General features: G+C 63.6%; 10 protein-coding genes. 9 read left to right on the forward strand and 1 reads right to left on the reverse strand.

What is annotated here, in order from left to right; all coding sequences use genetic code 11:
* Window positions 1–29: 29 nt before the first annotated feature.
* The 5 genes from NPS58_RS04905 (at window position 30) to NPS58_RS04925 (ending at window position 6,904) form a co-directional block, all read left to right on the forward strand.
* Window positions 30–1,217, forward strand: coding sequence for an acyl-CoA dehydrogenase family protein (locus NPS58_RS04905; RefSeq protein WP_274114038.1), 1,188 nt, complete (start codon window positions 30–32; stop codon window positions 1,215–1,217).
* Window positions 1,218–1,273: 56 nt separating this feature from the next.
* The gene (locus NPS58_RS04910) at window positions 1,274–2,296 is read left to right on the forward strand and encodes a ferredoxin--NADP reductase (RefSeq protein WP_274114040.1); all 1,023 of its coding nucleotides are present in this window, start codon (window positions 1,274–1,276) and stop codon (window positions 2,294–2,296) included.
* 20 nt (window positions 2,297–2,316) lie between these two features.
* Complete coding sequence (locus NPS58_RS04915; protein WP_425313021.1) at window positions 2,317–3,915, forward strand: FadD3 family acyl-CoA ligase; 1,599 nt, start codon at window positions 2,317–2,319, stop codon at window positions 3,913–3,915.
* 172 nt (window positions 3,916–4,087) lie between these two features.
* Entirely contained in the window at window positions 4,088–5,671 is a 1,584-nt protein-coding gene (locus NPS58_RS04920; protein ID WP_274115362.1) for a DUF1302 domain-containing protein, read from the forward strand.
* A gap of 15 nt (window positions 5,672–5,686) precedes the next feature.
* On the forward strand, window positions 5,687–6,904 hold the full coding sequence (locus tag NPS58_RS04925; RefSeq protein ID WP_274114044.1) for an NADH:flavin oxidoreductase: 1,218 nt from the start codon (window positions 5,687–5,689) through the stop codon (window positions 6,902–6,904).
* Window positions 6,905–6,994: 90 nt separating this feature from the next.
* On the opposite strand, the gene NPS58_RS04930 is transcribed toward NPS58_RS04925, so the two are convergent.
* Window positions 6,995–7,828 (reverse strand): alpha/beta fold hydrolase, encoded by an 834-nt coding sequence (locus NPS58_RS04930; protein WP_274114046.1) that lies wholly within the window; start codon window positions 7,826–7,828, stop codon window positions 6,995–6,997.
* A 265-nt stretch (window positions 7,829–8,093) separates the two neighbouring features.
* On the opposite strand from NPS58_RS04930, the gene NPS58_RS04935 reads away from it, so the two are divergent.
* From NPS58_RS04935 to NPS58_RS04950, 4 genes are all read left to right on the forward strand, one after another.
* Window positions 8,094–8,837 (forward strand): SDR family NAD(P)-dependent oxidoreductase, encoded by a 744-nt coding sequence (locus NPS58_RS04935; protein ID WP_274114048.1) that lies wholly within the window; start codon window positions 8,094–8,096, stop codon window positions 8,835–8,837.
* Window positions 8,838–8,847: 10 nt separating this feature from the next.
* Window positions 8,848–9,621 carry an SDR family NAD(P)-dependent oxidoreductase gene (locus NPS58_RS04940; protein WP_274114050.1) on the forward strand — a complete coding sequence of 258 codons (774 nt, stop codon included), beginning with the start codon at window positions 8,848–8,850 and terminating at the stop codon, window positions 9,619–9,621.
* The gene (locus NPS58_RS04945; RefSeq protein WP_274114052.1) at window positions 9,621–10,250 is read left to right on the forward strand and encodes a nuclear transport factor 2 family protein; all 630 of its coding nucleotides are present in this window, start codon (window positions 9,621–9,623) and stop codon (window positions 10,248–10,250) included. Before NPS58_RS04940 ends, NPS58_RS04945 begins: the two co-directional genes overlap by 1 nt.
* Before the next feature lie 292 nt (window positions 10,251–10,542).
* Window positions 10,543–14,013, forward strand: coding sequence for a T6SS effector BTH_I2691 family protein (locus tag NPS58_RS04950; protein WP_274114054.1), 3,471 nt, complete (start codon window positions 10,543–10,545; stop codon window positions 14,011–14,013).
* Window positions 14,014–14,028 lie beyond the last annotated feature (15 nt).

The following is a 14,028-nucleotide window of genomic DNA, read 5'->3' on the forward strand; positions in this document are numbered from 1 at the left end:
GGCGCAACGAGATTGGGAGAACAAGAAGGATGCACAGCATGCGAGAAAAGACCCAGGACGAAATCGAACTGCTGGAACGGGCGCGGCGCCTGGTGCCGGCGCTGCGCGAACGCTCGGCGCAAGGGGATCGCGACCTCAAGGTCGCCGATGAAAGCATTGCCGAACTGAAGTCGGCCGGCCTGTTGCGCGCCCTGCAGCCCCGGGCGTTCGGCGGCTACGAGGTAGACCCGCGGACTTTCTTCGAGATTCAGATGACCCTCGCCGAAGGCTGCATGTCCACCGCCTGGGTCTACGGCGTGATGGGCGTACACCCCTGGCAGCTGGCCCGCTACCCGATCGAGACCCAGCGCGAGGTGTGGAGCGAGGATCACGACACCCTGGTGTCGTCCACCTATATGCCGACCGCCAAGGTGACGGTAGTCGAAGGCGGCTACCGCATCAGCGGCCGCTGGGGCTTCTCGAGCGGCAGCGAGCACTGCCAGTGGGTGTTGCTGGGCGGCATCCTGCCGGCCGAAGGTGAGCTGGCAGCCGAGCACGGTACGTTCCTGTTGCCGCGCGCCGACTATCAGATCCAGCGCAACTGGGAAGTGCTCGGCCTGCGTGGTACCGGCAGCCACGACATCGTCGTCGAGGACGCCTTCGTGCCGGCGCATCGGGTGCAGCGCACCAACAACTGCACCCTGGAGGCCACGCCAGGCCGGCAGGTCAACACCAACCCGATCTACGCCATTCCTTTTGCCCAGGTGTTCTCCCGCGCGGTGTCCACCTCGGCCATCGGCGCGCTGCAAGGGGCCATCGATCTGTTCCGTGCCAATGCTGCTCAGCACATCGGCAAGCACGGCGCGCGCACGGCGGACGACCCGGCGGCGCAAACCGCTGTGGCCGAGGCCACGCTGACGGTCGACAGCCTCAAGCTGGTGCTGGAGCGCAATTACGAGCACCTGATGCAGCTGGCCCGTGCCGGTGAATACCCGGATGTGGAAACCCGACTGCTGTACCGCTACCAGTCGGCCTATGTCACCAACTTGTGCGCCGAGAAGGTCAACGAGTTGCTGCGCTGCATGGCGGCCTCGGGGTTGTACAACAGCAACCCGGTGGCGCGGCTGTTCCGCGATCTGCACCAGGCCCGCGGGCATATCGCCAACAACTACCAGGCCTATGGCCGCACGCTGGGCGCGGTGCAACTGGGCCTGCCCAACCCGGACCCATACGTCTGAAGCCATCGCCCGTCTACCTGCCCGCCTGCCGGGCAGGGGACTTTGAGAGTTGAGCCATGAATGACTTTGTTGCCTTGCGCGTGGCGCGGGTGGTCGAGGAAACGGCCGATGCCCGTTCACTGATCTTCGATGTGCCCGAGCACCTGGCCGAGCGCTTTCGCTACCGGCCCGGGCAGTTTCTGACCCTGCGCATCCCTTACGGCGACGACTGGCTGCCGCGTTGCTACTCGTTGTCGAGCACGCCCCTGCTGGACGAACCCCTGCGAGTGACGGTCAAGCGCGTGCGCGACGGGCGCGCTTCGAACTGGTTGTGCGCCGAGCTGCAGGAAGGCCAGACCCTGCAGGTACTGCCACCGGCCGGGGTATTCGTGCCGCACAACCTGGACGGCGACCTGCTGCTGTTCGGCGGTGGCAGCGGGGTGACACCGGTGCTGTCAATTTTGCGCTCGGCGTTGCTGGCCGGGCAGGGGCGCATTCTGTTGATCTACGCCAACCGCGACGAAAGCTCGGTGATCTTTCGTGACGAGTTGCGCTTTCTGGCCAACGCCCACCCCGAACGCTTGCAGATCGTCCACTGGCTGGACTCGGTGCAGGGCATTCCCGCCGCGGCGCAGCTGGCGGCGTTGGCGCAGCCGTTCATCGATGCCCAGGCCTTTATCTGCGGCCCGGGCCCGTTCATGGACACCGCCGTCAGTGCGCTGAAAAACCTGGGGCTGCCCAGTGAACGGGTGCATGTCGAGCGATTTGTCTCGTTGCCCGGCGAAAGCGAAGTGGCCCAAGTGGTTGCCAGCGACGCGGCCGTGGCCGCACAACTGGCGGTGCGCCTGGATGGCGAGGATCACAGCCTTGCCTGCGACAGTGGCGAGACCGTGCTGGCAGCCATGGAGCGAGCCGGCCTCAAGCCGCCGAGTGCCTGCCGGGTAGGGGGCTGCGCCTCGTGCATGTGCACCCTTGAAAGCGGCGATATCGAACTGTTGATCAACGATGCGCTGGACGCCGACGAACTGGCCGAGGGCTGGATCCTGGCCTGCCAGGCCGTGCCCACCAGCGCGCACCTGCGAATCCGCTTTCCTGAGTGATGCCGATGAATGAATTTGCCATGACTTCACCCTGGGTCGATGCCGCCACCAGCGCGCCGACCACCATCGCCCGGCTGTTGTTCGACAGTGCCCGGCGTTTTGCCGGACGCACGGCCATTGAAGACGGCGGCGTGTGTACCGACTACGCCGAACTGCCGGCGTTGGCCCTGACCGTTACCCGCGGCCTGATGGCCCTGGGCATCCAGCCGGGCGACCGGGTGGCGGTGTGGGCGCCCAATGGCCGGGACTGGATCATCGCCGCCCTGGGTATTCATTGCGCAGGCGCCGTGCTGGTGCCGATCAACACCCGCATGAAAGGCACCGAGGCGGCCGACGTACTGGCGCGTAGCGGCTGCCGGGTGTTGTTCGTGCAGCAGCGTTTCCTGGACGTCGATTACCCCGCGATGCTCGAGGCCCACCGTCCAGGCAGCCTCGAGCACCTGGTGGTGTTTGCCAGCGACTCGCCGCGCGAGGCCTGCGACCTCGGCTACGAGCAGTTCGTCGCCGGGGCCGCGACCGTCGAGGTGCTCAAGGCCGAGCGTCGGGCCCTGGCGGTGCAGCCAGAGGCGGTGTGCGACCTGCTGTTCACCTCAGGCACCACCGGCAAGCCCAAGGGCGTGATGAGCGGCCATGGCCAGTGCCTGCGTGCCTTCAGTGAGTACGTGCGGGTGATCGGCCTGGTGCCGGGCGACCGCTACCTGATCGTCAATCCGTTCTTCCATGCCTTTGGCTACAAGGCCGGCTGGCTGACCTGCCTGATCGCCGGGGCGACCATCCTGCCCCATGCCGTGTTCGATGCCGAGGCGGTGTTCCAGCGTATTGCCAATGAGCGCATCAGCGTACTGCCGGGCGCGCCGACGTTGTACCTGTCGTTGCTGGCCCATCCACGCCTGCACGAAACCGACCTGTCGAGCCTGCGCATTGCCGTCACGGGCTCGGCCAGCATTCCCCCGAGCCTGATCGAACGCATGCGCAGCGAGTTGGGTTTCAGTTGCGTGACCACCGCCTACGGCCTGACCGAATGCGGCGGCCTGGCGACCCTGTGCGACCCGCAGGATTCGGCCGAAGTGATCGCCGGCACCAGTGGCCGGCCGCTGGCCGGTACCGAGGTGAGTATTCGCGATCCGCAAAACCAGGCACTGGTCACTGGCGAGACCGGGGAAATCTGCCTGCGGGGCTTTCATGTCATGCAGGGCTACTTCCAGAACCCCGAGGCCACGGCCGAAGCCATCGACAAGGACGGCTGGCTGCACACCGGCGATGTGGGGCGGCTGGATGAGGCGGGCAACCTGACGATTACCGACCGGCTCAAGGACCTGTTCATCGTCGGCGGCTTCAACTGCTACCCGGCAGAGATCGAAGCGGCGCTGATTGCCCACCCGGCCATTGCCCAGGTGGCGGTGGTGGGGGTGGCCGACGAACGCATGGGCGAGGTGGGGTGTGCTTGCGTGGTGTTGCGTGAGGGGGAGCAATTGCAGGCGCAGGAGCTGATCGCCTGGAGCCGCGAGCGGATGGCCAACTACAAGGTGCCGCGCCATGTGCGCTTCATGGGCGCGCTGCCGTTGAACCCGTCGGCCAAGGTGGCCAAGAACGAGTTGCGCGCGTTGGTCGCCACATGAAACCTGTGGGCGCTGGCTTGCCAGCGATGAGGCCGGACGGCCTAGGCCAAATGGATGATGTTCACCGCGCCGCCGCGTTTCACTCTGCGCACGTCAACCACAACAACAAGAAAAGGATTGCTGCATGTCTAGGTTCAACGCGACTCAAGGCGGGCTGCTGCTGACACTGACCATGGCCTGTGCAAACGCCAACGCCGGCCCACGGATCGAACTGGGCGAGGACACCACCCTCGACTCATCGCTGACCGTCAACTACACCGCTTCGATGCGGACCGCCAAACCCGCCCATCAATACCTCAACGACATCAACAACGACGACGGCACGCGCAACTTCGACCGGGGTGCGCTGATCACCAACCGTGTCAGCCTGTTCGGCGAGCTTCTGCTCAAGCACGACAACCTCGGTGCGGTGCTGCGGGGCAGTCATTTCTACGATGACGTCTATCACAACCGCAACGACAACGACTCGCCAGGCACGGTGAACAAGATCGGCCGCGCCGATGGCTTTACCGAAGACACCCGGCGCCTGAGCGGCAGCAAGGCGCGCCTGCTCGATGCCTACGTGTACGGCAACTTCGATGTCGCCGAAAGCCAGTACCTGTCGATCAAGGCCGGTCGCCACCTGGTGGCCTGGGGCGAGAGCCTGTTCTGGGCCAACATCAGCCAGGGACAGGCACCGGTCGATGCCACCAAGTTCAACGTCCCCGGTACCGAAGCCAAGGATTCCTACCTGCCGGTGGGCCAGGTCTCGGCTTCCTGGTCGCTCAACGAAGACCTGGCCCTGGTCGGCTTCTATCAGTACGAGTGGGAGAAGACCCAGCTCAACCCGGTGGGCGACTACTTCGGCAGCGACACTTTCGGCCCCGGCGCCGAGTTCTACCGCCTGGGTGCAGGGGTGATCGACAGCCTGCCGGATAATACCTTCACCGGCGTGACCTACGCCGGTGACGTCGAGCCCCGCGACAGCGGCCAGTGGGGCCTGGGCGTGCGGTATAGGGTCACCGAGAACACCGAGGTCGGCCTGTTCCACTACCGCTACCACGAGCGGGTCGGTGCGCTGTTCTTCGACTTCAGCGGCCAGACCCAGTACTCCTCGCTGCACAGCATCGGCAACTATGCCGTCGCCGGCGGCGGCCCGGTGTATCGCCTGGGCTATTTCGACGATGTCGAGCTGACCGGTGCGAGCTTCAGCTCCAAGGTAGGCGATTCGGTGCAGTTCGCCGGTGACCTCAGCTACCGCGACGGCGCCGCCGTGTACCTGGACAACGGCGCCCCGGCCCGTGGCCAGATCTGGCAGGGCAACCTCAACGGCAGCTACATGATCGGTCCCAGCTTCCTGGCCCATCAGACCACGCTCATGGCCGAAGTGGTGCACCAGCACATCGAAGGCGTCGACACCTTGCACATCACCGGCGGTGGCCCGGGCGTCGATGGCAGCTTCGACAACTTCGAGTCCGACACCCAGACCCGTGGCCAGACCCTGCTCGGTATCGGCGCCTACATGGATTACCTGGGCATCGCCGACGGCCTGGACCTGAACACCCGCGTGGTGTGGACCCAGAACGTCGACGGCAGTGCCTATCAGGGCCTGGGCCGTGACGAAAAACGCCTGACCGTGGGCGGCGACTTCAAGTACCTGGGCAACTTCCAGGTCGGCCTGACCTATGTTGCCTACCTCAGTTCACCGGACATCGCCCAGGGCCGCATGCTGGCCGACCGCGATTACCTGTCGTTCAACGCCAAATACACCTTCTGATCAAAAGGCCCTGCCATGCACACGTCTCCCTTCAGTCCGATCCAGATCGGCCCGCTGACCCTGAAAAACCGCTTCATCAAGGCGGCCACCAATGAAGGCATGAGCACCCAGGGCCTGCCTTCCAAGCAACTGGTCAAGCTGCACGCCGGGCTTGCCCGGGGTGCGGTGGCACTGACCACCGTGGCCTATTGCGCGGTCAGCAAGGATGGGCGCACCTTGCCCAATCAGCTGACCCTCACCCGTGAAAGCCTGCCGCACTTCAAGGCCCTGACCGATGAAGTGCACCGTGAGGGCGGGCTGGCCAGCGCGCAGATCACCCATGGTGGCTGCTTTACGTTTTTGCGCGAACGCGCCACCCGCTATCCGCTGTCGGCCAGTGGCGGCTTCAACAAGATCGGCATGATGAGCGGCATGTTCTTCAAGCAGGCCATGACCGAGACCGACATGCGTCAGGTGGTCGAGGATTTCGCCCAGGGCGCGCGGCTTGCCCGCGAGGCCGGCTTTGATGCGGTGGAAATCCACATGGGCCACGGCTACCTGCTCAGCCAGTTCATTTCGCCGATGTACAACAAGCGTCGCGACCAGTACGGCGGCACCCTGGAGAACCGCCTGCGCTTCCCGCGCCGGGTGCTGCGGGCGGTGCTCGACGCGGTAGGTCGTGACCTGGCGGTGATCTGCAAATACAGCGTCACCGAGGGTGCGCGCGCCGGCAACAGCGCCGAGGATGGCGCGCGGATCGCGCGCATGCTGGAGCAGGAAGGGGCGCACCTGCTGGTGCTCAGCGCCGGCATGAACGTCGAGTCGATCACCACCATGTTCGGTTCCTCCTTCCCGAAGGAAAACCGTGTGCAGCAGAAGAATCCGATCATCGCCCTGGCCATGAAGATCCAGCGCCTGCGCGACCCGGTGGTGCAGTTCCACGAGTTGTACCTGCTCGAGCATGCCCGCAAGGTGCGCGCGGCGGTGAAGATGCCGCTGGCCTACCTGGGCGGCGCCAAGAGTCTCGAGAGCATCGAGCAGGTGATGGCCGAGGGGTTCGACCTGGTGGCCATGGGCAGGGTGCTGCTGGCCGAGACGGACTATGTAGAGAAGCTTGCCACCGGCGCCAGCACCGACTCGATCTGCACCGCCTGCAACCGCTGCGTGGCGATGATGTACACCCCTGGTGGCACCTCGTGCGTGCTGGGCAAGCCGGGTGATGCCGAGCTTAACCGGCTGCCTGCGGCGTCCTAGGCGCCTGCCTCCCGAAAGCGGCGGGCTTGCCCGGCGATAGCGATCTGTCTGTTACCTCGCATCGCCGGGCAAGCCCGCTCCCAACTGACCTCAACCGTGCTGCAGGAAATCCAGGCAGCTGCGGTTGAACAACTCACAGTGCTCTACCTGAACCCAGTGCCCGCAGCGGTTGAGCACGATGAAGCGGGCGTTGGCGGCGCCATCGATGATGCGCTGGGCCCCGCTGACCGGGTTGAAGTTGTCGTTGCTGCCCCAGAAACCCAGGATCGGGCACTGCAATTCACCCAGGCGTGACTCCATGTTCGGCACCTGCATGGTGCTGAACAGGTTCTTCGGCTGTGTGACTGCCACCGCCACCCGTTCCAGCAACAGGCTTTCCGGCAGGATCGAGTCATCGAACAACTGCAGGCGCATCATGCTGCGCATTTCCTCGAGGCCGACGGGCCCTGCGTTGAACAGACTCACCATGCGCACGATGCCTTCCATCTTGAAATAGGCCTCGCGTTCCTCGACGCCACCCGGCGCCAGCAGAATCAAGCGCTCGATCCGCGACGGCAGGCGCAGCGCCACGCCCAGGGCAATGGCGCCGCCCAGCGAGTTGCCCAGCAGCGTGCAACGGTCGATGTCCAGGGCGTCGAGCAGGGCCGCCACGTTGTCGATGAAAAAATCCAGGTGGTACTGCACATCCTCGGGTTTGTCCGAGCGGCCGAAACCGGGCAGGTCGAGGACGATGTTGCGATAGCCGGCCTCGACAAACTGCGGGTAGTTGCCCTTGAAGTTGCTGAAGCCGCTGGCGCCCGGGCCGCTGCCATGCAGCCAGACCACCACAGGGCCGCTGCCTTCATCCAGGTAGTGCAGGCGCAGGCCGCCGGGTGTGGTGAGGTAGTGGCCGGTGGGTAGCGGCAGGTCGGTGGTTGAGGTCATGACGAGTCTCCGTGTCGACGAGGGGAATGGGGCGCGTACACCAGGCCGCGGTGGCCTGAAGGGGCGAAGGTGCCGGGCCTGGTTCGCGCAGGGTCGATCCTCTATCGCTGCAAGCGGGGCGGCATCGTCCATTCAGACCACGCACCGAGGCTGGGCGGTAGTCCTATCGGACGATGCCTGTGGCCGTGTCGCGGCCTAATCATGCAAGTGACCGGCCTGCTGTGTTGTCAGTGGGCTTCTACGCACTGCACCGCAGGAGAACGCTATGAAGTTGCTGAACAAAGTCGCTTTTGTCACAGGCGCAGGACAGGGCATGGGCCAGGCCATGGTGCGCCGTTTCGTTGCCGAAGGCGCCAGGGTAGTGGCGGTGGACCTCAATCAAGAGGCCCTGCGCAATAGCCTGGCAGATCTGGCCGACCTCGACGATCGGGTACTGGCGCTGGCCTGCAACGTCGCCGATGCCGCCTCGGTAGCCGACGCCATGGGTCAGGTCGAGGCGCGTTTTGGCGGGCTCGATATTCTGGTCAACAACGCCGGCGTCGGTGCCTTCGACAGCTTCCTCGACACCCCCGACGAGAGCTGGGCACGGGTGATCGGGGTGAACCTGGGCGGTACCTTCCTGTGCTGTCGCGAGGGCGCACGGCTGATGGTCAAGGGTGCGCGCAAAGGGGTGATCATCAACCTCTCCAGCACCGCCGCACTGACCGGTGAAGGCCCAAGCCACTACTGCGCTTCCAAGGCCGGGGTGATGGGCCTGACCCGCTCTATCGCCCGCGAGCTTGCGCCCACCGGTATTCGCGTCAACAGCCTGGTACCGGGCCCGACCAATACCCCGATGATGGCCGGGGTTGCCGAGGAACACATGCAGGCGATGCTCAAGAACGTGCCCCTGGGACGCCTGTGCGAAACCGACGAGATCGCCGGGGTAGCGGTGTTCCTGGCAGGCGACGACGCCAGCTTCATCACCGGCCAGAACATTGCAGTCAACGGCGGCATGGCCTTTATCTGAGGGGGAAACAATGAGCAAACGACTAACCGGCAAGATTGCCTTCATCACCGGTGCAGGCTCCGGCATCGGCCAGGCCACGGCCCTGCGCTTTGCCGAAGAGGGCGCAACCGTGGTGCTGTGCGGGCGACGCGAGCAGCCCTTGCAGCAGGTGCTGGAACAGATCCAGGCCGCAGGCGGGCAGGGTCACATCGCCGTGGCCGATGTGAGCGACGAGCAGGCCTATGTCGGCGCCCTGGAAGACGCGGCCCGGCGCCATGGCCGCCTGGACATTCTGGTCAACAACGCCATGGCCTACACATGGGGCGGCGTCGATACCCTGTCGACCGCCGACTGGCACGCCAACTTCAGCACCACCGTCGATGGCACCTTCTTCGGCACCCGCACCGCCATGCGCCTGATGAAAGACCAGGGCGGCGGCGCCATCGTCAACATCGCCTCGATCTGCGGCCTGTTCGGCACGGCCTGGATGGCCGGCTACTCGGCGGCCAAGGCAGCGGTGATCAACTTCAGCCGGGCGGTGGCCAGCGAAGGCGCGGCGCACAACATCCGTTGCAACGTGGTGATTCCGGGCGTGGTCGACACCCCGGCCACCGCGGGCATGCTCAGCGACGCGAAAACCCGTCGCAACACCGAAAAGGTCATTCCCATGCAGCGGGTCGGCCTGCCGGTGGAGCTGGCCAACGCAATCCTGTTCCTGGCCAGCGACGAAGCCTCCTACGTGACAGGTGCAAGCCTGGCGGTGGATGGCGGGCGCAGCTCGGACCTGTACACGGTGCTGGAGTGATGGACATGGACGCGCTGCACGCGCGCATCGACCGCCTCGAGTCGCTGGATGCCATCCGCCAGCTGGCAGGCAAGTACGCCCTGGCCCTGGACATGCGCGACATGGACGCCATGGCCAACTGCTTTGTACCGGACGTGAACGTCGGCCGCGACAAACAGGGCCGCGCGCACTTCAAGGCCTGGCTGGACGACACCATGCGCCGCCAGTTCCACGGTACCTCCCATCACCTGGGCCAGCACATCATCGAGTTCAGCGATGCCGACCATGCCACCGGCGTGGTCTATTCGAAGAACGAGCATGAGACCGGGGCGGAGTGGGTGATCATGCAGATGCTGTACTGGGACGATTACGAGCGGGTTGACGGGCAGTGGTGCTTTCGTCGGCGGCTGCCGTGCTACTGGTACGCCACCGACCTGAACAAACCACCGATTGGCGGCATGAAAATGCGCTGGCCGGGGCGTGAGCCTTATGCCGGCAGCTTTCATGAGCTGTTTCCGTCGTGGGATACGTTCTGGGCCCAGCGTCCGGACAAGGACGCCTTGCCGCAGATTGCCGAGCCGGCGCCGCTGGAGCAGTTTCTGCTGACCATGCGCCGCGGGGCGGGGGAGCCGAAGATTCGCGTTCGGTAGTGGAGGCCATCGGCGGCAAGGCCGGCTCCCACCAGGCTGACTGATCAAGACAGTTGCTCCCACCGTTGCCTCAACTGAAGCCAGAAAATGTAGATGCATTTTAGGAAGCGTCTGACATCAAGTTGTTTCCACTCTTGGTAGATTTTCCCTCTTTCACGCCGGCCCAAGCACGATTCGTCTTGGGCATGGCGTTGTTTTGTCTCCGGTTTAAGGACAAACCCATGCTCGCGGCGGGCAGCCGCAGCTCGCCCGCCAATGGCGGTTATAACCTCGACTTGAACAAGGACGTGCGATGTACAAGCCCGCAACAGAAGCCGAACTGAAACGGGCCCGGCGTAACCAGCAATTCACCAACGCGCCTATCGGCAGGGGGCAGTGCCCTTGGCAACAGCCGGAGGTGGCGATATTCCCGGTGCGGTATGCCCTGGACGAATCCCCGCTTGGCAAAGGCAGTCACCAGGGGCCGAATCCACTTCCGGCCGGCTGGTCGAGCAAACTGCCTGAACTGCACACCCGCAGCTACACCCTGCGCCAGTTACGCGATGGCTGGCTGTATGTGTGGAACAGTGTCGACCAGACATTCCATGAATATCAGGTATCCGGTGAGCACTTCACGCGTCACCTGTGGACTGACAGCCAGTTGAACCAGGATGTTCGTCACAACCCGGGTGAAACCCACCCATACCTGCTCTATTCTCGGCGCAGCCAGCTGCGTATCGCCTATTCGCCAGTGCAATGGACCTGGCGCCTGTGCGAGCTGATGCGCAGCAATCCCCACGCACAGCGCCAATGGATGCGCAGCCTCGATCTGCCGGGATTTTGCGCCAGCGGCCAAGCCGAGCACGGCGACGAGATTACCGAGCTGGGCAAGCGCGTGACGGATATCTTCGTCTATGGCGCAACAGCGCCGACCTTCACCAGCACGCTGTTGCCCACCATCGCGAGCGAGCCTGGCCTGCCGTACAAACCCGCGTTTGAGGAGGCGCTGGTGCGCGGCAGGGTGCCCGAACAGGACACCGCGCTGTTTATCGCCCTGGACGATCCGTTAGCCATGGTCGACGACCTGAGCATGAACCTTATAGGTCGGGTCCTGGAGCAGCGCCAGTTTGAAAGCCTGCATCAACACAGGCTGGAAAGCGCTGTCGCCGTCGAGCGGTTGTGTGGTTTTGATACCGATGCGTTTATCCCGGACACGCTCCACGACCCACTGCAACGCCAAGCCTATACCGACGATCTGTACCGCTTGCTCAACGCCCTGGATGAAGTCGAGCGCGGCAAGGATCTGGTCTCTGCCGATCTGGGCGGCGTGGTGGAATTGGGCGCAACCTCGGCAATCACTGCCGTCAAGGCCTCGTTTGTGGCCCGTTGGGGGCAACTGCCCACTCAAGGCGACTGGCCAGCTGCGCTTGAAGAATGGAATGCCAAGCGCTTATGGCGCCAAGACGTGCGCTTTGACGACGTACAGCAGTACCTGAGTCAGACCACGGCCCAGGCGCAACGGTTGCAGGACCATTGCCAGCGCAGCGAAGCCGATCTGCTCACCTGGCTTGACCGTCTGAAGCCCAGCGCAGAGGCCGTTTACCACGACACCTGCAACGTCGAGCAGGCCAGCCAACTGCTGGAGACCGCCCATGCGCTGTACACCGTACTGGCCAATGGGCAGGCCGGGCAACAGTGGCTGTGCCGGCAGGCTGAGCGCCCGAGCAGCCTGTTCGGCCTGGCACTGTTCAACTTCAACCCGCAAGTGGCGACCTTGATCAAAACCGTGTCGCACAACTTCAGTACCTACGGCACGCTTGACGATCAGGGCCGTGAAGGCGATGGCAGCACCCCCGCGCTAACCCCGAGCTCGGCGGCGGATGCCTCCAGCCTGGCCAGCCGAGCCAATGAGCTCAAAGCGGTCTTTGACCTGGAGACCCTACAGCGCAGCCAGCACTACCAGGCCATGAACAGCGCCGCCCGGCAAGCCCTGAGCACCCTGGTCACAGTCGCCAACCACCAGGCGCGGGATGCCTGGCATGGGCTGAGCGGCATACTGCTGCCGGCCATGAAGCAACAGATCGGCTTTACCCTTGCGGCGACCCAGGTGTTGATCTCCACGGAAATCTCCAGTGCCACCCAGCTGCTGGTGAATCCGGTCTACGCCCGCGAGTACCAGGCCTGGCTGCTGCAAGTGCAAATTGTGAGCAATAAGATAAGCGGCGCCAAACGCGTGTTGCAGCGCTCCGGTAAGCGCCACGACCAGCGCAGCGCGCGCATTTATCTGCAAACCCATGAAGAGCAGCTGAAGGCGCTGTTATTGAAACGCCCTAATCAGGTCATAGCCCAGGCAACGGGAACCACGCGCCTGAATGCCAGCCTGGGGCAAATCAACAGCTGGCTCGCCGACCTGGGGCAGGGAGAGGTGAGGGCGCAACTGAAAATAGCCGGTACTTTTGAGTACCTGACGCGCACCAAAGCCTGGATGGGGCAAAACCTCGGTAACGCCCTGCCGGCATTGTTGGTCGGCTTGAATGCCTGGAACCTCTGGAACAGTGCTAAGCAAGCGCAGAACGACGGTCGTTTTACTGCTGATGAGTGGCGCACGGTGAGTTCTCATGCCGCGTATGCAGGCAATGCCCTTGCGGCGCTGTGGGTTGGGCCGGCATGGAAGCGGGCGGGGGGGATGACTGCGAAGTTGGGGGAGAAAACGCTTAAGGTTGCTCAGGCTGGATATTCTCAATGGTTAGGAAAAGCCAGAACTGCTGCCAGCGGCAGCGCTCAGGCCGTGCTGGCAAACGAATTTGCGGCGGTTTCGAAAGGTTTGATTTTCCGCACGGTGACGTGGGCAGCGTTGGGGGCCGTTGCAGCTGGGCTAGAGGCGTGGCAGATTTCTGAAGAGGTTGGCAGGGCTACCAGTAAGGAAGAGAAATCGATGCTGTCATGGAAGCAATATTCTGCTGCGACTATCGCTGCTGTTGCCACGGGCCAGCTAATTGGTGCACGCCTCGGCTATTGGTTCAGCTTTGCCTGGGTAATGTCGACACCGGTGACGATCATACTAGCGCTCCTCGGGATCACTTACTTGATGGTTTCCATGGCCGCCAACCGCGTCAAACGTGAGGGGCTACGTCTGTGGTTGTATCGTTGCAGCTGGGGGCGCGGGGCAACAGCGCAATGGCAAGGCGAAAAAGGGCATCTCGAGCAGATGCAAGCGCTGTTGGAGACCCTGCAGCGACCCACGGTAGTGGGAAGAGCCCTGTCTCACGGAGGCGGTAGCACTCCACGGCGGTGGCTGGGCTTCTGGGTACAAATTCAATTGCCTACAGCGTTGGCAGGCAAAGACCTGACCTTGCAACCGACAGTGGTTCAGCGTCGCACTTTTACCCACGATGTACTGGAGGCTACGGAAGATAGCTTCTACAGCCAGTTTCTTGATGGCAATTGGGTTGATCCGAAGCTGCTCGGAGTGTTGCCCGACGGGCCAGGAAATAACCTTCACACAGCGGATTTTACTTCCACCTCGAAGGAGCAACACCGCCTATGGCAAGTCTGGGTGGATTGTACGACGGCCAGCCCGACCCTTGAGTTGGAGGTTAAATACCCACCTGGGGTGTGGCAACGATCAGATGACCGCGGTTACATGTTTCGACTGGCTTTGGAATGGGCCACCAGTGAAGCCGATCGTGCCAATGATGCGTTTAGTAGTGAGTTGCTGGAGCAGGATGGCATTGTGCTTTCCAATCAGCACACGCAGCTATTAAAGCTGTCCATCCCCCATTAATTTGATTGTTGAGCG

Source organism: Pseudomonas putida (assembly GCF_028682455.1).
GTDB classification, from domain to species: domain Bacteria; phylum Pseudomonadota; class Gammaproteobacteria; order Pseudomonadales; family Pseudomonadaceae; genus Aquipseudomonas; species Aquipseudomonas putida_AA.